Here is an 18,990-nt window from a genome sequence, read left to right as displayed (position 1 = left end):
CCATGGCCAAGTTCTTCATCGATCGCCCCATCTTTGCGTGGGTGATCGCGCTGTTCATCATCGTGCTCGGCAGCGTGTCGATCGCGCAACTGCCGGTCTCGCAGTACCCGCCGGTCGCACCGCCCTCCATCGTCGTGTCGGCCACCTACCCCGGTGCCTCGGCGCAGACGCTCGAAGACAGCGTGATCAGCGTCATCGAGCAGGAAATGAACGGCTCGCCCGGCCTGCTCTACATGGAGTCGGTCAGCCAGGCCAACGGCACCGGCTCGATCACGATCAGCTTCGAACCCGGCACCAACCCGGACCTGGCGCAGGTCGACGTGCAGAACCGGCTGAGCCGCGCCGCGCCGCGGCTGCCGTCGGCCGTCACGCAGCAGGGCGTGCGGGTCGACAAGGCGCGCTCGAACTTCCTGCTGTTCACGATCCTCTCGTCCGACAACCCGGCCTACGACCCGATCGCGCTCGGCGACTACGCGTCGCGCACCGTGCTGCCCGAGATCCAGCGCATCCCCGGCGTCGGCCAGGCCCAGCTGTTCGGCACCGAGCGCGCGATGCGCGTCTGGATCGACCCGGCGAAGCTGGTCGGCTTCAACCTGTCGGCCGCCGACGTCGCCGCCGCGATCCGCACGCAGAACGCGCAGGTCTCGTCCGGCACCATCGGCGACCTGCCGAACCTGCCCGGCCAGTCGATCTTCGCGACCGTGGTCGTCAACGGCCAGCTGAGCAACGTCGAGCAGTTCGGCAACATCGTGCTGCGCGCGAACGCCGACGGCTCCACGGTGCGCCTGAAGGATGTCGCCCGCATCGAGCTCGGCGCGCAGACCTACGCCACTTCGGCGCGCCTGAACGGCAAGCCGTCGACCGGCATCGGCGTGCAGCTCTCGCCGAGCGGCAATGCGCTCGCCACCGCGACCGCCATCCGCAAGCGCATGGACGAGCTCGCGCGCTACTTCCCGCAGGGCGTCAAGTACAGCGTGCCGTACGACAGCTCGCGCTTCGTCAAGATCTCGATCTCGCAGGTGGTCGAGACGCTGCTCGAGGCGGTCGCGCTGGTGTTCGTCGTGATGTACCTGTTCCTGCAGAACTGGCGCTACACCGTGATCCCGACGCTGGTCGTGCCGATCGCGCTGCTGGGCACCTTCGGCGCGCTGCTCGGCCTGGGCTTCTCGATCAACGTGCTGACGATGTTCGGCATGGTGCTGGTGATCGGCATCGTGGTCGACGATGCGATCGTCGTGGTCGAGAACGTCGAGCGCATCATGAGCGAGGAGGGACTCTCGCCGCGCGAGGCCACCCGCAAGGCGATGGGCCAGATCTCCGGCGCGATCATCGGCGTGACGGTGGTGCTGATCTCGGTGTTCGTGCCGCTCGCGTTCTTCGCCGGCTCGATCGGCAACATCTACCGCCAGTTCTCGGCGGTGATGGTGGCGTCGATCGCGCTGTCGGCCTTCATGGCGCTGTCGCTGACGCCGGCGCTGTGCGCGACGCTGCTGAAGCCGGTCGAAGCCGGCCACCACCACGAGAAGACCGGCTTCTTCGGCTGGTTCAACCGCGGCTTCGCCCGCACCGCGAAGGGCTACGAAGGCTGGGTCGCGAAGATCCTGAAACGCGCCGGCCGCTTCCTGATCATCTACGCGGCGATCATCGCCGCGGTGGGCTGGACCTTCTCGCGCCTGCCGGCCTCGTTCCTGCCCGCCGAAGACCAGGGCTACATCATCGTCAACGTGCAGCTGCCGCCGGGCGCCACCGTGAACCGCACGGTCGAGGTGATGCAGCAGGTCGAGGGCTTCATCCTGAAGCAGCCGGAAGTGCAGAGCATGGTCGGCGTGCTGGGCTTCAGCTTCTCCGGCCAGGGCCAGAACGCCGGCCTCGCGTTCGTCACGCTGAAGGACTGGGACGAGCGCAAGGGCGCGCAGCATTCGGCGCAGGCGTTGGCCGGCCGCGCGTTCGGCGCGCTGATGGGCGTGCGCGATGCGTTCATCTTCCCGCTCAGCCCGCCGCCGATCCCCGAACTGGGCACCTCGTCGGGCTTCGCGTTCCGGCTGCAGGACCGCGGCGGCAACGGCCACGCGGCGCTGCTGGCGGCACGCAACCAGCTGCTGGGCCTCGCGGGCCAGAGCAAGATCGTCGCGGGCGTGCGCCCCGACGGCCTGGAAGACGCGTCGCAGCTGCAGATCGACGTCGACCGCGACAAGGCGAACGCGCTCGGCGTGAGCTTCGATTCGATCAACTCGACGCTGTCGACCGCCCTCGGTTCGGCCTACATCAACGACTTCCCGAACGCCGGCCGCCTGCAGCGCGTGGTGGTGCAGGCCGATGCGCCGGCCCGCATGCAGCCGGACGACCTGCTGCGCCTGAACGCGTTGAACAGCAAGGGCCAGCCGGTGCCGCTGTCGGCCTTCGCGACGACGCGCTGGATCAGCGGCCCGGTGCAGACCATCCGCTACAACGGCTACCCGACGATGCGGCTGGCCGGCGATGCCGCGCCGGGCCGCAGCACCGGCGAGGCGATGAACGAGATGGAGCGGCTCGCGGGCCAGCTGCCGCCGGGCTTCGCGTTCGAATGGACGGGCCAGTCGCGCGAGGAGAAGCTGTCGGGCTCGACCGCGTTCATCCTGCTCGGCTTCTCGCTGCTGGCGGTGTTCCTGTGCCTCGCGGCGCTGTACGAGAGCTGGTCGATCCCGCTGTCGGTGATCCTGGTGGTGCCGCTCGGCGTGCTCGGCGTGGTGCTGGCGGCCACCTTCCGCGGCCTCGAGAACGACATCTACTTCAAGGTCGGCCTGATCACGGTGATCGGGCTGAGCGCGAAGAACGCGGTGCTGATCATCGAGTTCGCGAAGGACCTGCACGCGCAGGGCAAGGGGGTGGTCGAGTCGGTGCTGGAAGCGGCGCACCTGCGCTTCCGGCCGATCCTGATGACCTCGATGGCCTTCATCCTCGGCGTGCTGCCGCTGGTGGTCGCGTCGGGCGCGGGCTCGGCGAGCCAGCGCGCGATCGGCACCGGCGTGATGGGCGGCATGTTCAGTGCGACGCTGCTGGCGGTGTTCTTCGTGCCGGTGTTCTTCGTCGTCGTGCGCCGCCTCTTCAAGGGCAGCGAGCGGCAGCGCCGCATGTACGCCCACGAATTGAATGGCAGCCCGGCACCCGCCGCCCCGGCGGCCGGCTCGGCGAAGGATGGTTCCCATGAGTGATTTCCGAAGCCCCCGGCTGCGGCGCGGCCCGGCCCTGGTCGCCGCCGCGCTGCTCGCGACCGGCTGCACGATGATCCCGACCTACGAGCGCCCGCCGGCGCCGGTGCCCGGTTCGTTCGCCGGCGAGGCGACGACCGCGCGGCCCGGCCCGAAGGCGAGCGACATCGAATGGCAGAGCTACTTCGCCGACGAGCGACTGAAGCGGCTGATCGACCTGTCGCTGAAGAACAACCGCGACCTGCGGGTCGCGGTGCTCAACATCGAGCAGGTGCGCGCGGCCTACCAGATCAAGCGGGCCGACGAATGGCCGACGATCAACGCGGCCGCGAACGGCCTTCGCCAGACGGCCGGGCCCGACACGATCACCAGCAGCTACAGCGTCGGCCTCGCGGTCTCGGCCTACGAGCTCGACCTGTTCGGCCGGGTGCGCAGCCTGAGCCAGGCCGCCCTCGCGCAATACATGGCGACCGAAGAGACGCGCAAGGCGGTGCAGATCAGCCTGATCGCGTCGGTCGCCAATGCGTACTTCAACCTGCTGGCCGACGACGAGCTGCTCGAGGTGACCCGGCAGACGCTGAAGACGCGCGAGGATTCGCAGAAGCTGACGCGGCTGAAGTTCGACAACGGCGCGAGCTCCGAGCTCGACCTGCGGCAGGCCGAATCGCTGCTCGAAGCGGCCCGGGTGTCGCTCGCGCAGCAGACGCGCCAGCGCCTGCTGGACGAGAACGCGCTGGTGCTGCTGCTCGGGCAGGCGCTGCCGGACGACCTGCCGGCCGGCGTGTCGCTGGTGGCCGACCAGGTGCTGCGGGAGGTGCCGGCCGGGCTGCCGTCGGACCTGCTGAACCGCCGGCCCGACGTGCGCGCGGCCGAGCAGCAGCTGATCGCGGCCAATGCCAACATCGGCGCGGCGCGCGCGGCGTTCTTCCCGCGCATCACGCTGACCGGGCTGGTCGGCTCGGTCAGCAGCGACCTGTCGGGCCTGTTCAAGAGCGGCTCGTTCGGCTGGAGCTTCCAGCCGCAGGCGACGCTGCCGATCTTCGACGCCGGGCGCAACAAGGCCAACCTCGACAGCGTGAAGGTCGGCCGCGAGATCGCGCTGGCGCAGTACGAGAAGGCGATCCAGACCGCGTTCCGCGAGGTCTCCGATTCGCTGGCCGGCCGCGCAACGCTCGGCGAGCAGGCGCGCGCGCAACGCGCGCAGGCCGATGCCGAGCAGGCACGCTATCGGCTGGCCGACCTGCGCTACCGCAATGGCGCGGCGAGCTACCTCGACGTGCTCGATGCGCAGCGCTCGCTGTTCGCGGCGCAGCAGGCGGTGGTGCAGGTGCAGGCGCTGCAGGCGCAGAACCTGGTGACGCTGTACAAGGCGCTGGGTGGGGGGTGGAAGGACGCGGCAGCGACGAACTGATCAGGGCTTGATCGCCGTCGCCTGCGACCACACCACCTGCCAGCGGCCGTCGAGGCGTTCGTACGCATCGATGTGCCAGCAGCGGAACGGCGCGTCCGCATCGAACGCCAGCGTGGCCTGGTAGCGGAGCACCGCGCTGTCGGCATGCAGGCGCACGTCGATCGGGCCGGGTTCCCAGCGCAGGTAGCGCAGGTCGCCGCGCTCGATCTTGCCGAGGTACTCGTCGCGGGTGAATGCGCGGCCGCCCGGCGTGACGAGCTGGAACTGCGGTGCATGAAGGCGCCCGGCGAGTGTCATGTCGACGTCGACCAGTGCGCGCAGCCGCGAGCGCTCGATCTCGCGCAGGGTCTCGACCTCGCTGGCGTCCGTCCGCACAGGCGCCTCGGCGCGGGTCCGCGGATACGCATGGAACCCGTCGAAATCCGCCTTGCCGATCGGCACGCCCCGGCTGCGCAGGATCGCGTACGCCGTGGTCAGGTGAAAGAAGAAGTTCGGCAGCGCATAGAGCTGCAGGAACTCGGCGGCCGGCAGGCGCGCCAGCGCCTCGCCGGCACGGCTCTCCAGCGTGCGTTGGTCCGCGTCCTTGAACAGCGCCGGCGGCAATTCGCGCAGCAGCGATGTCACGCGGTCGATCAGAGCGCGCAGCCCGTCGAAGCCCGGCCCCGGCTCGCCCGCCGACGGGATCGGCAGGCCGGCCAGCGGATGGCAGGCGCGCAACGCGAAGTTCGCCGCGATGACGACCTGGGTCTCGAACGGGTTCATGTCGTCGCTGAGCCGGGCGCCGAGCAGGCGCTGCGCATCCGGCCCGGTGGCGTGGCCTTGCGCCAGATCGAGCCAGCCGCGCAGCCGCTCCAGGTAGCGCAGGAAGACCGGCACCGAGGCCGTCCAGAGCAGGGGTGGGTTCATCGCGCGAGCGTAGCAGTCGGGCTCTCGCTCGCTGCCCTTGCATCGGGCCGCCCTCCCCGGCATGCTGCCGGCATGACCCCCGCCTCCCACCGCGCCCAGCTCGTGGGCATGCTCGCCGAAGCCGCCGAGATCGAGCATTGCCTGATGTGCACCTACCTCTATGCGGCGTTCTCGCTGAAGCAGAACGCCGACGAGGGCCTCGAACCCGACGAACTCGCCGCGGTGCAGCGCTGGCGCCGCGAGATCATCGCGATCGCCACCGACGAGATGCTGCACCTGTCGCTCGCCAACAACCTCGCGATCGCGATCGGCGCGCGCCCGCACTACCGGCGCTTCAACTTCCCGATCGCCGCCGGCCTGTTCCCGGCCGACGTCGCGGTCGAGCTCGCGCCCTTCGACGAAGCCACGCTCGACCACTTCGTCTACCTCGAACGCCCGGCCGACGTCGCCGAACGCGACGGCGACCGCTACGAGAAGACCAGCTACCGCCGCCACGCCGTCGCCGGCCGGCTGTCGATGCTGCCGGACGACTACACCACCGTCGGGGAGCTGTACGAAACGATCGCCGCCAGCTGCGAACTGCTGGTGCAGCGCGGCGGCGAGGCCACGCTGTTCATCGGCCCGCGCGCGGCGCAGCTGTCGCCGCAGGATTTCCGGCTGCCCGGGCTGGCCACCATCGGCACGCTGGCCGAGGCGAAGCAGGCCATCGACTTCATCGTGCAGCAGGGCGAGGGCTCCAAGGCCGAGAAGGCCGGCTCGCACTACGCCCGCTTCTGCGCGATCCGCCGCGAGTGGCAGGGCCTGAAGGCGCGCCGCCCGGGCTTCGAGCCGGCGCGACCGGCCGCGCGCCACCCGGTGATGCGCGACCCGGTGGTCACCGGGCAGCGCATCCACGTCACCGCCGAGCCGGCGGCCAGCCTGCTGGATGCCGCCAACGTCTGCTACGAGCTGATGCTGCGGCTTCTGACCGCGATGTCCGACGTGCCGCCGCGCTCCGAAGAAGCGGCCGCGCGCCGCCGCGAGATGGCCGACCAGACGCTCGCGATGATGCACATGATGGGCGACATCGGCAGCGCACTGGCCACGCTGCCGGCCAGCGACAAGCACCCCGGCATCAACGCCGGCATGACCTTCACCGCGTCGCGCACCGTGCTCGCCTACCTGTCGGCCGAGACCGCGACGCTGGTGCTGGCCGAGCGCTGCGGCTGCGTCGCCGACCGCCTGGCCACGCTGGCCGCCCAGCCGGGCGCGCTGCCGTCGCTGGCGCGGCATGCGGCGGCGCTGCGGCGCTTCTCGGACCACTGGTCGGCCGAGCATGCGAAGCGCTGGCCGGCGCTCGGACACAAGCCGATGGCCCCCGCCGCGCCGCCCCCGCCAGCCGCACCGGTGCCGGTCCCGGTGGCGGTGGTGGCCAGCCGGCCGAAGCCGCCCGACGAGGCGCGCGGCCGCGACGTGCTGCTGCGTTTCGACACGCAGCGCTGCATCCATTCGCGCCACTGCGTGCTCGGCGAGCCCGCGGTGTTCCTGGCCAACACGCCGGGCGACTGGCTGTACCCCGACCAGGCGACGCCGGAGCGCATCGCGATCGTCGCGCACAGCTGTCCGTCGGGCGCGGTCACCTACCAGCGCCTCGATGGCGGTCCGGACGAGGCGCCGCCGCTGGTCAACGTCGCCCGGCTGCGCGAAAACGGGCCGCTGGCCTTCCATGCCGACATGCAGCTGTCGGGCACGCCACCCAATGGCGGTTCTCGCCTGCGCGCCACGCTGTGCCGCTGCGGGCAATCGGCGAACAAGCCCTACTGCGACGGCTCGCACAACGCGGCCGGCTTCAAGGCGACCGGCGAGCCGGCGACGCGCGAATCGCAACCGCTGGCGCTGCGCGGCGGTGCCCTGCGCGTCGACCCGCTGCGCAACGGCCCGCTCGAAGTCAGCGGCAACCTGGAGCTGTGTGCCGGCACCGGCCGCACCGTCGACCGGCTGACCAGCACGCGGCTGTGCCGCTGCGGCCAGTCGCAGAACAAGCCGTTCTGCGACAACTCGCACGCGGTGGTTGGCTTCGTCGCCGACGGCGTGTGATGGCGTTCAAGAACAACTACGCCGGCTTCGAACCGAAGAGCCTCGCCGACGTGCTGCGCTGGCGCTGGGCGGCCCACCGCAACGGCGTGCCGCGGCCACCGCGCGGGCCGATCCCGCAGGTCGCGCCCGATCTCGCGTTCCTGCAGGCCAATGCGCGCGCCGGCGCGGCGATGCGGCCCGCCGCCACGTGGATCGGCCACGCGACCGTGCTGGCCCAGCTCGGTGGGCTGAACCTGCTGACCGACCCGGTGTTCTCCGAACGCGCGTCGCCGGTGCCGTTCGCCGGCCCGAAGCGGCATCTGCCGCCGGGCGTCGCGCTGGCCGACCTGCCGCACATCGACGTGGTGCTGGCCTCGCACAACCACTACGACCACCTCGACGGTGCGTCGGTCGACGCGCTGCAGCGCCAGCCGGGCGGCGCGCCGCTGTTCATCGTGCCGCTGGGCGTGAAGGCCTGGCTGGCCGAACGCGGCATCGCGAACGCGGTCGAGCTCGACTGGTGGACCTCGCACCCGGTGCCGTCGCCGAGCGGCCCGGTCGAGGTGACGCTGGTGCCGGCCCAGCACTGGTCGGGCCGCGGCCTCGCCGACCGCATGAAGACGCTGTGGGGCGGCTTCGCGGTGTTCGCGCCCGACTGCCACCTGTTCTACGCCGGCGACACCGCCTACTCGCGCGATTTCATCGACATCCAGGCGCGCTTCGCCGAACGGCAGTCGCCCGCGAACGGCGGCGGCTTCGACATCGCGCTGCTGCCGATCGGCGCCTACGAGCCGCGCTGGTTCATGGCGCCGCAGCACGTCGACGTCGAGGAAGCGATCCGCATCCACCGCGACCTGCGCGCCAAGCGCTCGCTCGGCGTGCACTGGGGCACCTTCCAGCTGTCCGACGAGGCGTTGGACGACCCGCCGCATGCACTGATCGAGCAACGCCGGCTGCAGGCGCTGTCCGACGAAGAATTCTTCGTGCTGGCGATCGGCGAGACGCGACAATTCCCGCCTCGCCGGCCCGCACCCGGCTGACCTGCGGAGGACACGCCCCATGTGGATGACCATCGCCCTCGTCGTGCTGCTGCTGATCGCAGCGGTGCTGTTGTTCGCGACGACGCGGCCCGACCGCTTCCGCGTCGAGCGCTCGCTCGCGATCAAGGCCCCGGCCGAGCGGATCTTCCCGATGCTCGATGACTTCCACCGCTGGCCCGAGTGGTCGCCGTGGGAGAAGCTCGACCCGGCCCTGGTGCGCACGCACAGCGGCCCGCCGCGCGGCGTGGGCGCCGTCTACGAATGGCGCGGCAACGCGAAGGTGGGCCAGGGTCGCATGGAGATCACGCAGAGCACGCCCGCCCAGGCGCTCGCGATCAAGCTCGATTTCATCAAGCCGTTCGAAGGCCACAACATCGCCGAGTTCACGCTGAAGCCGCAGGACGACGCGACGCTGGTGCACTGGGTGATGCACGGCCCGACACCGTACGTGTCGAAGCTGATGGGCCTGTTCTTCAGCATGGACACGCTGATCGGGCGCGATTTCGAGGCCGGGCTCTCGAACCTGAAGGCGGCGGCCGAGCAGGCATAACGAATGAATCAATCGGCGGCCGTTGACGACACGGCGCCGATACACCGGCTGGGCATCCTGACCGCTCCGATCCGCTGGAGAAGTCATGAAAGCGCCCCATCCCCACCCCGGCCGCCTGGCAGTCCGCTCGCAGGGCGACGGCCCGGTCGTGCTGTGCCTGCACTCGTCGACCGGCACGCATGCGCAATGGAACGGCCTGGCCGACGCGCTGAGCGCGCGCTGGCAGGTCGTCGCGCCCGACCTGCACGGCCATGGCCGCAGCCCGGCCTGGCCGTCGGCCGCGCTGGACACGCTGCACGTCGATGCGAACGCCGTCACGCAGCTGGTGCAGCCGGCCTGGGGCCTGGTGCGGCGCGGCATCCACCTGGTCGGCCATTCGTATGGCGCGGCGGTCGCGATGCAGATCGCGCTGCGCCACCCGCAGTGGGTGCGCTCGCTGACGCTGTACGAGCCGGTCGCGTTCGGCATCGTCCGCCGCTCGGCGCCGCAGGATCCGTCGCTCGGCGAGGTGCGCGAGATCGCGGCGCGCGTCGCGCGGTGGCTGGCGCAGGGCGACACGCTGGCGGCGGCGCGTGCCTTCACGAGCTACTGGGGCGGCGAAGCGGCCTGGGACGGCCTCAGCGTGGCCCGCCGCGAGGCCATCGCGGCGCGCATGCCGGTGGTGCCGCATCACTTCGACGCGCTGTTCTCGGCCACCTGGGGCCCGCAGGTGCTGTCGCGGCTGACGATGCCGGTGCTGCTGATCCACGGCCAGCGCACCCGCGCGCCGGCGCGCCGCATCGTCGAGCTGCTCGCGCAGGCGTTGCCGCAGGCGCAGCACTGCGAGCTGGCCGGTGCCGGCCACCTCGGGCCGATCACGCATGCGGCCGAGGTCGTGCGCTGGATGGCGACGCACCTCGATCCGGTGGCCGCGTCGCGGCTCGACCTGCAACCCGAGGCTGCCTGAGTCGATCCTGGCAAGCCCGGTGGCCGGTGTCGCGGACACTGCCTAGACTGGCTCGCCATGGACACCTCGCTGCACACCACCGACGGCCTGAAGCTGCATCTTTCGCATCATCCCGCCGGCACCGCGGCGCACGGCGTCGTCGTGCTGGTGCACGGCCTGGGCGAGCACCTCGGCCGCTACGCGCATGTGATCGCGCACCTGAACCGCTGGGGCTGGCATGTGCTGGCCTACGACCAGCGCGGCCACGGCCGCAGCGAGGGCGGCCGCGGGCAGCTCGCGACCACGCACGACCTGCTGGACGACCTGTCCCACGTGATCGACGCGGCCCGCACCGCACACCGCGGCCCGCTGGTGCTGCTCGGTCACAGCATGGGCGGGCTGGTCGTCTCGCGCTTCGCCGCCGACACGAAGGCGCCGTGGTGGCGGCCGGTCGACGGCCTGGTGATGTCGTCGCCCGCGCTCGACCCCGGCATGAACGGCGCGCAGAAGCTGCTGCTCGCGCTGCTCGGCCCGATCGCGCCGTCGCTCGCGGTCGGCAACGGGCTGAAGCCGGCCTGGATCTCGCGCGATCCGGCCGTCGTCGCGGCCTACGTCGCCGATCCGCTGGTGCACGACCGCGTGACGCCGCGGCTGGTGCGCTTCATCGTCGACGGCGGCGAGTGGGTGCGCGCCCGCGCCGCCACCTGGACCGTGCCGACGCTGCTGCTCTACGCCGGCAGCGACCGCTGCGTCGCCCCGGCGGGCAGCCGCGCGTTCGCGACGGCGGCACCGCAGGCGATGGTCACGGCGCAGGAGTTCACGCCGCTGTTCCACGAGATCTTCAACGAACCCGAGCAGGCGGAGGTGTTCGCCGCGCTGCAGGCGGGGCTGCGGCGCTTCACTGCGGTCTGATCACGCCGGTCTGATCACGCCGGCTTGATCACTTCGCCAACACCGTGACCGACTGCGGCGCCGCCGCGGCCAGCACCTTGGCCGGCGCCAGGTTGTCGACGAACTCCAGCTTCAGCTGGTAGCGCCCCGGCGGCGGCTTGATCCAGGCCTCGGTCTGCCCACCGGGGAAGTCCAGCGTCTCGGGCTTCGCGCCGTCGCGCAATGCACTCAGCCGGAAGTGGCCGGTGCCCTTCTCCTGCAGCGCGATGTGCGACACGTTGAGCCGCGACGCGTGGAACTGCAGTTGCAGCGGCTTGCCGGCTGCCACTTCGGCCACCGGCAGCATCAGCTCGACGCCGGGCTGGCTGACGCTGGCCGGGTCGACGTCGGCGTTCTTCTTCGTCACCGTGATGCGCATCGGCTTGCTGTAGACGAAGTTCGGGATGTGCTTGTCGTCGGCCAGCACCAGCCGCAGCTCGTAATCGCCGGGCGCCAAGGTCAGCACCGTCTCCATCTGGCCCTTGCCGAAGTGCACGTACTGCTCGTTGAACGGCAGCGGCTTCGAGAAGTCGAGCGGCAGCTCGCGGTTGATCAGCAGGTGGTGGTGCCCGGTGCGCGCCTGCGGCCTGGTGATCGGTGCCAGGCCCATGCCGCTGAGACCGAACTTCAGCAGAAACGGCGTCTCGATGCGCGCTCCGGAGCTCAGGTTGCTGAAGTAGGTCTCCTTGCCGGCGCGCGGCGACGGGACCACCCACGGGTGCTGCGCCTCCTCGGCATGGCCGGCGGTGGCGCCCAGCAGGACAACCGCAACCAGGCCTGCGGCCTGTGTGACGCCGTAGCGCATCTCCGTCTCCTCGTGTGTTCTTGTGAAGCGGATCAGCATAGCCCGGGGGCGGTCGGTTCTACACTCTCCAATTCCCCACAAGGGATTCCTTCCAGGAGAACCGGCATGAACGCTCGCGACCCCAACCTCCCGCTGCAACCCGACGAAGCCACCGCGATCGCCGAGTTTGCGAACCGCACCTGGGACGAAGAGATCGTTCCGGCACTGACCGACTACATCGCGATCCCGGCAAAAAGCCCGATGTTCGATGCCGACTGGCAGAAGAACGGCCACATCGAGCGGGTGATCCGCGACGCCGCGAGCTGGGTCGAAGGCCGCAAGCTCGCCGGGCTGAAGCTCGAGGTGGTGCGGCTCGAAGGCCGCACGCCGGTGATCTTCTTCGAAGTGCCGGCCACGAAGCCGGGCAGCACCGACACCATCTGCCTGTACGGCCACCTCGACAAGCAACCCGAATTCAACGGCTGGCGCAACGACCTCGGCCCGTGGACGCCGAAGTACGAGAACGGCCTGCTGTACGGCCGCGGCGGCGCCGACGACGGCTACGCGGTCTACGCGTCGCTGACCGCGATCATGGCGCTCGACCGGCAGGGCATCCCGCGCCCGCGCTGCGTCGGCATCATCGAAGCCTGCGAAGAAAGCGGCTCGTTCGACCTGCCGGCCTACCTCGACGTGCTGCGCGAGCGGCTGGGCAACGTCAGCCTGGTGGTCTGCCTCGACAGCGGCGCCGGCAACTACGACCAGCTGTGGCTCACGACCAGCCTGCGCGGCATGGTCAGCGGCGTGCTGAAGGTCGAGATCCTGACCGAGGGCATCCACTCCGGCGATTCGAGCGGCCTGGTGCCGTCGAGCTTCCGCATCCTGCGCCAGGTGCTGGACCGGCTCGAGGACAGCAAGACCGGCCGGCTGCTGCCGGACAGCTTCCATTGCGAGATTCCCGGCGACCGCCTGTCGCAGGCGCAGACGACCGCGCAGATCCTCGGCGACGAGGTCTGGAAACGCTTCCCGTGGGCCTGCGGCGCCGACGGCGGCCCGACGCTGCCGACCACCACCGACCCGACCGAGGCGCTGCTGAACCGCACCTGGCGCCCGACGCTGAGCGTCACCGGCGCCGACGGTTTCCCCGAGCTGAAGAACGCCGGCAACGTGCTGCGGCCGTACACCGCGTTCAAGCTGAGCCTGCGCCTGCCGCCGCTGATCGACGGCAACGAGGCGGCGCAGCGCCTGAAGACGCTGCTCGAGGACAACGCGCCGTACAACGCGCGCGTCACCTTCGCGGCCGATGGCCGCGCCGGGGCCTACGGCGCGAGCGGCTGGAATGCGCCGAGCCTCGCGCCGTGGCTGGAAGACGCGCTGAACGGCGCATCGCAGGCGCAGTTCGGCGCCCCCTGCGGCTATGTCGGCCAGGGCGGCACGATCCCGCTGATGAGCCTGCTGCAGAAGGGCTTTCCGAAGGCCCAGATGATGGTCTGCGGCGTGCTCGGCCCGAAGAGCAATGCGCACGGCCCGAACGAATTCCTGCATGTGCCCTACGGCAAGAAGCTGACGGCCGCGGTCGCCCAGGTGATGGCGGCCTGCCCGTGACGCGGTGAGCGCCCCCGCCCGCACGGCGGCCTGGTTGTTTGCCGCGTGCTGGGTGCTGGTCGGCGCCGGCGCTGCCGCGCAGCCGCAAGGCAGCGACCTCGCACCGCTCGACGCACGCCTCGCCGCGATCGCGCCGCACGTGGTCGCGTGGCGGCGCGACCTGCACGCCCACCCCGAGCTGTCGGGCCAGGAAGTGCGCACCGCCGCGCTGGTGGCCGAGCACCTGCGCCGTCTCGGCCTCGAGGTGAAGACCGGCGTCGGCGGCCTCGGCGTGGTCGGCCTGCTGCGCGGCGGGCTGCCCGGCTCCAAGGTGGTGGCGCTGCGCGCCGACATGGACGCGCTGCCGGTGGCCGAGGCGACCGACCTGCCGTTCGCGTCGCAGCAGACCGGCCGCTACCAGGGCGCGCAGGTGCCGGTGATGCACGCCTGCGGGCACGACGGCCACACCGCGATGCTGATGGGCGTGGCCGAGCTGCTGACCGGGCTGCGCGCGCAGATCCCGGGCAGCGTGAAGTTCATCTTCCAGCCCGCCGAGGAAGGCCTGGCCGACCTGCCGTCGACCGCCGCCGACAGCTGGGGCGCGCGCGCGATGGTCGAGGAAGGCGTGCTCGAGCGGCCGAAGGTCGACGCGATGTTCGGCCTGCACCTGTCGCCGAACCTGGCCTCCGGCCTGCTCGGCGTGCGCGGCGGGCCGATGCTGGCCGGCGCCGATTCGCTGCGCATCACGGTGCGCGGCCGCGGCACGCATGGCGGCGCGCCGTGGGCCGGGGTCGACCCGGTCGTCGTCGCGGCGCAGATCGTCACCGGGCTGCAGACCATCGTCAGCCGCCAGCTCAACATCAGCCACGAGCCGGCGGTGCTGAGCATCTCGTCGATCCACGGCGGCAACCGCGAGAACGTGCTGCCCGACAGCGTCGAGATGCGCGGCACGCTGCGCAGCTTCGACGAGGACATGCGCGAGGACGCGAAGCGCCGCATCGTGACGACCGCCGAATCGATCGCCGCGGCCAGCGGCGCGCGGGCGAGCGTCAGCTTCGGGCCGGCCACCTATGCGGTCACCGACAACCCGCGCGAGCTGCTGGCGCGGATGATGCCGTCGCTGCAGCGCGCGAGCGGCGACCGGGTGATCGAGCTGCCGAAGATCAGCGCGTCGGAGGACTTCTCGGAGTACCAGAAGCAGGTGCCGGGGTTGTTCTTCATCCTCGGCGCGACGCCGCCCGGCAAGACGCCGCAGAACGCGCCGCCGAACCATGCGCCGGACTTCGATTTCGACGAAGGCGCGATGCGGCTCGGCGTGAAGGCGCTCGCGACGCTGGCGCTCGACTATCTGGTCCAACCGTAGCCAGGATGGGCCTCCGGGCTACGGGAGCATCGCCCTGCCCAGTGCTTCGGCGACCTCGATCCCGTCGACGCCGGCCGACATGATGCCGCCGGCATAGCCCGCGCCCTCGCCGGCCGGGTACAGGCCCTTCACGTTCAGGCTCTGGTAATCCTTGCCGCGCGTGATGCGCAGCGGCGACGAGGTGCGCGTCTCGACGCCGGTCAGCACCGCATCCGGCATCGAGAAGCCCTTGATCTGCCGCTCGAAGGCCGGCAGCGCCTCGCGGATCGCCTCGATCGCGTAGTCGGGCAGGCTCGGGTGCAGGTCGCCGAGCAGCACGCCCGGCTTGTACGACGGCTGCACGCTGCCGAACTCGCGCGAGCGCTGGCCCTTCACGAAATCGCCGACCAGCTGGCCCGGCGCTTCATAGTTGCCGCCGCCGAGTTCGAAGGCCCGCGACTCGATGCGCCGCTGGAACGCGATGCCGTCGAGCGGGTTGACCGGCCCCGGCGCGTTCGGATCCACCGCGTAGTCCTTCGGCGCGATGCCGACGACGATGCCGGCATTCGCGTTGCGCTCGTTGCGGGAGTACTGGCTCATGCCGTTGGTGACGACGCGCCCGACCTCGGACGTCGCCGCAACCACCGTGCCGCCCGGGCACATGCAGAAGCTGTAGACCGAGCGGCCGTTGGCCGCGTGGTGCACCAGCTTGTAGTCGGCCGCGCCGAGGATCGGGTTGCCGGCGTTCGGCCCGAAGCGCGCGCGGTCGATGATCGACTGCGGATGCTCGATGCGAAAGCCCACCGAGAACGGCTTGGCTTCCATGAAGACGCCGCACTCGTGCAGCATCGCGAAGGTGTCGCGCGCGCTGTGGCCGAGCGCGAGCACGACGTGGTCGGCGCGCAGCTGCTCGCCGGACGCGAGCGTCACGCCGCGGATGTGACCGCTCTCGATCAGCACGTCGATCACGCGCTGTTCGAAGCGGATCTCGCCGCCCAGCGCCTCGATGTCGGCGCGCATCTTCTCGATCATGCCGACCAGCCGGAAGGTGCCGATGTGCGGCTTGCTGACGAACAGGATCTCTTCCGGCGCACCGGCCTTGACGAACTCGGCCAGCACCTTGCGCGTCAGGTGGCGCGGGTCGCTGATCTGGCTCCACAGCTTGCCGTCGGAGAAGGTGCCGGCGCCGCCTTCGCCGAACTGCACGTTGGATTCGGGGTTCAGCACGTTCTTGCGCCACAGGCCCCAGGTGTCCTGGGTGCGCTGGCGCACCTCCTTGCCGCGCTCCAGCACGATCGGCCGCAGGCCCATCTGCGCGAGGATCAGCGCGGCGAACAGCCCGCACGGGCCGAAGCCGACGACCAGCGGACGCGGTCGGCCCGAGGCCTGGAAATCCACCGGCGCATGGCCGACGAAGCGGTAGGTGGTGTCGGGCGACGGCTTGACGTGCGGGTCGGCCGCGAAGCGCTGCAGCAGCGCGGCCTCGTCGGCCGGGTCCGCGAGTTCGCAGTCGACCGTGTAGATCAGCACGATGGCGGCCTTCTTGCGCGCGTCGTAGCTGCGCTTGAACACGGTGAAGGCCTTCAGCGCGGCATCGGCCAGGCCCAGGCGCTGCAGCACGGCCGGGCGCAATGCGCCTTCGGCATGGTCGAGCGGCAGCCGCAGTTCGGTGATTCGGAGCATGGGCGCTATTGTCCCGCGGGCTCGGGCTGCTGCGCCGAGCGCAGTTCGTCGACCGGTGCGTCGTCGATCACGGCCTCGTCGTCTTCCCCCGGATCGGCCGGCAGCGCCTGGTCGTAGGGCAGGAATCCGCCCGACTGGTGCTTCCACAGCATCGCGTAGTGGCCGTCGAGCCGCAGCAGTTCGTCGTGCGTGCCCTGCTCGACGATGCGGCCCTGCTCCAGCACGATCAGGCGGTCCATGCGGGCGATGGTCGACAGCCGGTGCGCGATCGCGATCACCGTCTTGCCTTCCATCAGGTTCAGCAGCTGGTCCTGGATCGCCAGTTCGACCTCGCTGTCGAGCGCCGACGTGGCCTCGTCCAGCACCAGGATCGGCGCATCCTTCAGCACCACGCGCGCGATCGCGATGCGCTGGCGCTGGCCGCCGGAGAGCTTGACGCCGCGCTCGCCGACGTGCGCCTCGTAGCCGGTGCGGCCCTTCCAGTCCTGCAGCTCCTCGATGAAGGCATGCGCCTGCGCCTTGCGCGCCGCGGCCTCGACCTCGGCCGCCGTGGCGTCCGGGCGGCCGTAGCCGATGTTGGCCGCGATCGATCGGTGCAGCAGCGAGGTGTCCTGCGTCACCAGGCCGATCGCGCCGCGCAGGCTCTCCTGCGTGACCTGCGCGATGTCCTGCCCGTCGATGCGGATGCTGCCCTGCTCCACCTCGTGGAAGCGCAGCAGCAGGTTCACCAGCGTCGACTTGCCGGCGCCCGAGCGGCCGACCAGCCCGACCCGCTCGCCCGGTTTCACGACCAGGTTCAGGTCGTCGAGCACGCGCTTGCCGTCGCTGCGGCCATAGGTGAAGGTCAGGTGCTCGAAGCGGATCTCGCCGCGCGGCACCGCCAGTTCGCGTGCATCGGGCTTGTCGACCAGCGTGTGCGGCACCGCGATCGTCTCCATGCCCTCCTGCACCACGCCGACGTTCTCGAAGATGCCGGTCACCTCCCAGCTGACCCAGCCGGCGACGCTCGCGATCTGCCAGGCCAGCGGCAACGCGGTGGCCACCAGGCCGGCGGGAATCTGGCCGTGCGCCCACAGCAGCACGCCGATCGTCGCGGTGCTGACGAGGAACAGCGCGTTCATCGTCGACAGCGTCGCCATGAACTGCGTGGTCAGCCGCATGTGCGCGGCGATCGCGAGGGTGTGCTCGTCGAGCGTCTCGCGCACGTAGGCGTCTTCGTCGCGCGCCCGGGCGAACAGCTTGACGGTGAGGATGTTGGTGTAGCTGTCGACCACGCGACCCATCACCGCCGAGCGCAGCTCGGACGCGGCGCGCGCCCGGTCGCGCATGCGCGGCACGAAATGGCGCAGGAAGACGACGTAGCCGGCGAACCAGAACACCGTCGGCAGCGCGAGCCGCCAGTCGGCACTGGCCATCAACACGAGCGAGGTCAGGCCGTAGATGATGATGTACCAGATGGCGCGGATCGAGCTGACGACGCTCTCGCGCAGCGCATTGCTGGTCTGCATCACGCGGTTGGCGATGCGGCCGGCGAAGTCGTTCTGGAAGAACGGCCAGCTCTGGCGCACCACATGCCAATGGCTCTGCCAGCGGATCAGGCTGGTGACGCCGGGGATCACCGCGATGTTGCGCACGGTGGCGTCGAGGATCATCGCGAGCGGCCGGCCGATCAGCACCAGCGCGGCCATGCCGAGCAGCAGCGGTGTCGCGGCACCAAACGCCGCCGCGCGGTCGGGCGCCTCCATCAGCGTGACCAGCCGGCCGATGAAGACCGGCACCAGCGTGTCGATCAGCGCGACCGCGAGGCCGGTGACGAACATCGCGGCATAGAGCGGACGCGTCTGCCGGATGAAGTGCCAGTAGAAGGCCAGCAGGCCGGCCGGCGGCTCGCCGCGCGGCACGGCGGTCGGGCGGATGCGGTTCAGGAAGAAGGCTGACATGGCGACGCCAATGGCAAGGCGGCGCAGGCTGGTGGCGTGCGCCGCGTTGGGAGGTTGGGGGATGCGCCATTCTCGCGCGGAAACGACGGAAGCCGCCCGGAGGCGGCTTCTGCGGTGTCCCTCAACCGATGCGCCCCGGCGGGCGCGTCAGCGATCCGTCGTCGGCGATCAGTAGCCGGTCGACAGCGCGCCGTAGTTGGCGTCGCTCTTGTGCGTCTTGGCGGCTTCGATCGCTTCGGCGCGGACTTCAGCGCGGGTGCGGCTGCTACCACCAGCGACGACCGGTGCGGCGTAGCCATAGCTTTCCGAGTTCGGCACCAGCGTGCCGTCGACACGGGCACGGGCCAGTTCGGCGCGCACTTGCTCGCGGGTCTTGCCGCTGTCGGCGGTGGCTGCAGCCTGTGCCTTCGGCAGCGTGACCGACGCGTTGTTGTAGCCGTAGCTTTCCGAGTTCGGCAGCAGATCGCCGCTGGCACGGGCACGGGCCAGTTCGGCACGCACCTGCTCGCGGGTCAGGCCGGTATCGGCAGCGAACGCGGTGACGGAGGCGCCAGCCAGGGCAAGGGCGACGGTGGCAAGGGCGGCGAAGTTCTTGGTGGTCATGATGAATTCCTTCAGAGGGTTGACGTTTCCAGGCAGGGCGGCTTCAGGGGTT

General features: G+C 70.7%; 14 protein-coding genes. 9 read left to right on the top strand and 5 right to left on the bottom strand.

Annotation, left to right across the window (positions count from 1 at the left end; all coding sequences use genetic code 11):
• The first annotated feature begins 2 nt into the window (after positions 1-2).
• Both ASC98_RS27805 and ASC98_RS27800 read left to right on the top strand, forming a co-directional pair.
• A complete protein-coding gene (locus ASC98_RS27805; RefSeq protein ID WP_056813503.1) occupies positions 3-3,191 on the top strand; it encodes an efflux RND transporter permease subunit in 3,189 nt (1,062 codons plus the stop codon).
• A complete protein-coding gene (locus ASC98_RS27800) occupies positions 3,184-4,599 on the top strand; it encodes an efflux transporter outer membrane subunit (protein ID WP_056813500.1) in 1,416 nt (471 codons plus the stop codon). Before ASC98_RS27805 ends, ASC98_RS27800 begins: the two co-directional genes overlap by 8 nt.
• Here the strand turns inward: ASC98_RS27800 and ASC98_RS29915 are convergent, their stop codons facing one another.
• Positions 4,600-5,505, bottom strand: a complete 906-nt coding sequence (locus tag ASC98_RS29915; RefSeq protein WP_162249268.1) for a DUF1993 family protein — start codon at positions 5,503-5,505, stop codon at positions 4,600-4,602.
• A 72-nt stretch (positions 5,506-5,577) separates the two neighbouring features.
• Here ASC98_RS29915 and ASC98_RS29910 point away from each other — a divergent pair, with 72 nt between their 5' ends.
• The 5 genes from ASC98_RS29910 to ASC98_RS27770 all read left to right on the top strand — a co-directional run bounded on the left by ASC98_RS29910 (position 5,578) and on the right by ASC98_RS27770 (position 10,987).
• Positions 5,578-7,581: a ferritin-like domain-containing protein gene (locus ASC98_RS29910; protein ID WP_082541902.1), complete on the top strand. Its 2,004-nt coding sequence runs from the start codon at positions 5,578-5,580 to the stop codon at positions 7,579-7,581.
• Complete coding sequence (locus ASC98_RS27785; protein WP_056813497.1) at positions 7,581-8,600, top strand: MBL fold metallo-hydrolase; 1,020 nt, start codon at positions 7,581-7,583, stop codon at positions 8,598-8,600. The genes ASC98_RS29910 and ASC98_RS27785 overlap by 1 nt, the downstream gene beginning before the upstream one ends.
• A gap of 19 nt (positions 8,601-8,619) precedes the next feature.
• Positions 8,620-9,150, top strand: a complete 531-nt coding sequence (locus tag ASC98_RS27780) for an SRPBCC family protein (protein ID WP_056813494.1) — start codon at positions 8,620-8,622, stop codon at positions 9,148-9,150.
• Positions 9,151-9,235: 85 nt separating this feature from the next.
• A complete protein-coding gene (locus ASC98_RS27775; RefSeq protein ID WP_056813492.1) occupies positions 9,236-10,096 on the top strand; it encodes an alpha/beta fold hydrolase in 861 nt (286 codons plus the stop codon).
• Between the two features lie 57 nt (positions 10,097-10,153).
• Entirely contained in the window at positions 10,154-10,987 is an 834-nt protein-coding gene (locus ASC98_RS27770) for an alpha/beta hydrolase (protein WP_056813490.1), read from the top strand.
• A gap of 28 nt (positions 10,988-11,015) precedes the next feature.
• Here the strand turns inward: ASC98_RS27770 and ASC98_RS27765 are convergent, their stop codons facing one another.
• The gene (locus ASC98_RS27765; protein WP_056813489.1) at positions 11,016-11,810 is read right to left on the bottom strand and encodes a DUF4399 domain-containing protein; all 795 of its coding nucleotides are present in this window, start codon (positions 11,808-11,810) and stop codon (positions 11,016-11,018) included.
• Between the two features lie 105 nt (positions 11,811-11,915).
• Here ASC98_RS27765 and ASC98_RS27760 point away from each other — a divergent pair, with 105 nt between their 5' ends.
• Both ASC98_RS27760 and ASC98_RS27755 read left to right on the top strand, forming a co-directional pair.
• Positions 11,916-13,391 carry a M20 family metallopeptidase gene (locus ASC98_RS27760; protein WP_056813486.1) on the top strand — a complete coding sequence of 492 codons (1,476 nt, stop codon included), beginning with the start codon at positions 11,916-11,918 and terminating at the stop codon, positions 13,389-13,391.
• Between the two features lie 4 nt (positions 13,392-13,395).
• Complete coding sequence (locus ASC98_RS27755) at positions 13,396-14,733, top strand: amidohydrolase (RefSeq protein WP_082541901.1); 1,338 nt, start codon at positions 13,396-13,398, stop codon at positions 14,731-14,733.
• Between the two features lie 18 nt (positions 14,734-14,751).
• Here ASC98_RS27755 and ASC98_RS27750 read toward each other — a convergent pair whose 3' ends face one another.
• The 3 genes from ASC98_RS27750 to ASC98_RS27740 all read right to left on the bottom strand — a co-directional run bounded on the left by ASC98_RS27750 (position 14,752) and on the right by ASC98_RS27740 (position 18,938).
• Complete coding sequence (locus ASC98_RS27750) at positions 14,752-16,395, bottom strand: NAD(P)/FAD-dependent oxidoreductase (RefSeq protein ID WP_056820595.1); 1,644 nt, start codon at positions 16,393-16,395, stop codon at positions 14,752-14,754.
• Positions 16,396-16,400: 5 nt separating this feature from the next.
• On the bottom strand, positions 16,401-18,335 hold the full coding sequence (locus tag ASC98_RS27745) for an ABC transporter ATP-binding protein (RefSeq protein ID WP_082541900.1): 1,935 nt from the start codon (positions 18,333-18,335) through the stop codon (positions 16,401-16,403).
• Positions 18,336-18,503: 168 nt separating this feature from the next.
• Entirely contained in the window at positions 18,504-18,938 is a 435-nt protein-coding gene (locus tag ASC98_RS27740; protein ID WP_082541899.1) for a DUF4148 domain-containing protein, read from the bottom strand.
• Between the last annotated feature and the right edge of the window lie 52 nt (positions 18,939-18,990).

Source organism: Rhizobacter sp. Root1238, from assembly GCF_001425825.1.
Classification (GTDB): domain Bacteria; phylum Pseudomonadota; class Gammaproteobacteria; order Burkholderiales; family Burkholderiaceae_C; genus Rhizobacter.
Note: the sequence above shows the minus strand (reverse complement) of the source record. Positions and strands in the feature narration are given on the sequence as shown.